1 protein-coding gene and 1 pseudogene are annotated in these 867 nt (G+C 65.7%); one reads left to right on the forward strand and one right to left on the reverse strand.

The window, feature by feature from the left end; genetic code table 11:
- A partial coding sequence (locus tag JHD07_RS25345) for an ATP-binding cassette domain-containing protein (RefSeq protein WP_291627016.1) occupies positions 1–161 on the reverse strand: 161 nt, incomplete at its 3' end.
- Between the two features lie 315 nt (positions 162–476).
- On the opposite strand from JHD07_RS25345, the pseudogene JHD07_RS25350 reads away from it, so the two are divergent.
- Positions 477–867 (forward strand): annotated as a pseudogene (locus tag JHD07_RS25350) (GntR family transcriptional regulator); the annotation flags it as partial.

The raw sequence follows: 867 nt of genomic DNA on the forward strand, positions 1-867 counted from the left end.
CCCGCCACGATGCGCAGGAGCGTGGTCTTGCCGCAGCCGGAGGGGCCGAGCAGGCAGCAATAGGTGCCGGCCGGGATCTTCAGGTTGACGTTGTCGACCGCCAGCGTGGTGTCGTAGCGCTTGGTGACGGCGACCAGTTCGAGAGCGGCGGGAGTGGCCATGGCGTATCCGAGCAGGGGCGATGCTTCCCGCCTCTCTCCGCAAGCTCCGTGCCAAGCGCCTTCAGCCAACCGATTTCAGAAAACTGTGCAGTGGAGTCAGATCGTTAGGTCACTTCCGGCCGCGTTCGGCTGGCTCGCGCCCGCGCTCCTCTCTGCACACAAAACGGGCGCAGATTGTATAAAGTTTCGCCTGTGATTGGATACAGCTCGTCGACTACCATTCGGTCGAACGTCGCCGATCGAGCCCTCACACCAATGGCCGCCAAGTCCCACCCGAAATCCGATGCGCCCGATGCGAGCGATCGCGTCAGCCGTATCAGGGAGGGCGTGACAGCGGCGATTCTCGAGCATCGCCTGCTGCCAGGCACGAAGCTCGGCGAGGACGAGATCGGCGAGATCTACGGCGCAAGCCGCACGCTGGTGCGCACCGCGCTGCAGCAGCTCGCGCATGAGGGCATCGTCAACATCGAGAAGAACCGCGGTGCCTTCGTCGCGCGCCCGACGCCTGCCGATGCCCGCGAAGTGTTCGAGGCGCGCCGCCTGATCGAGCCCACCATCGTCGACCATGCGATCGACGCGGTCTCGCCGGCCTGGCTCGATCGCCTCGGCCAGCATATCGCCGAGGAGCGTGAAGCGGAATTGCGCGGCGATGCGCGCGCCTCGGTCCGCCTCTCCGGCGAGTTTCACCGTCTCGTCGCCGAGATGA

The organism is Bradyrhizobium sp. (assembly GCF_016462955.1).
Taxonomy (GTDB): domain Bacteria; phylum Pseudomonadota; class Alphaproteobacteria; order Rhizobiales; family Xanthobacteraceae; genus Bradyrhizobium.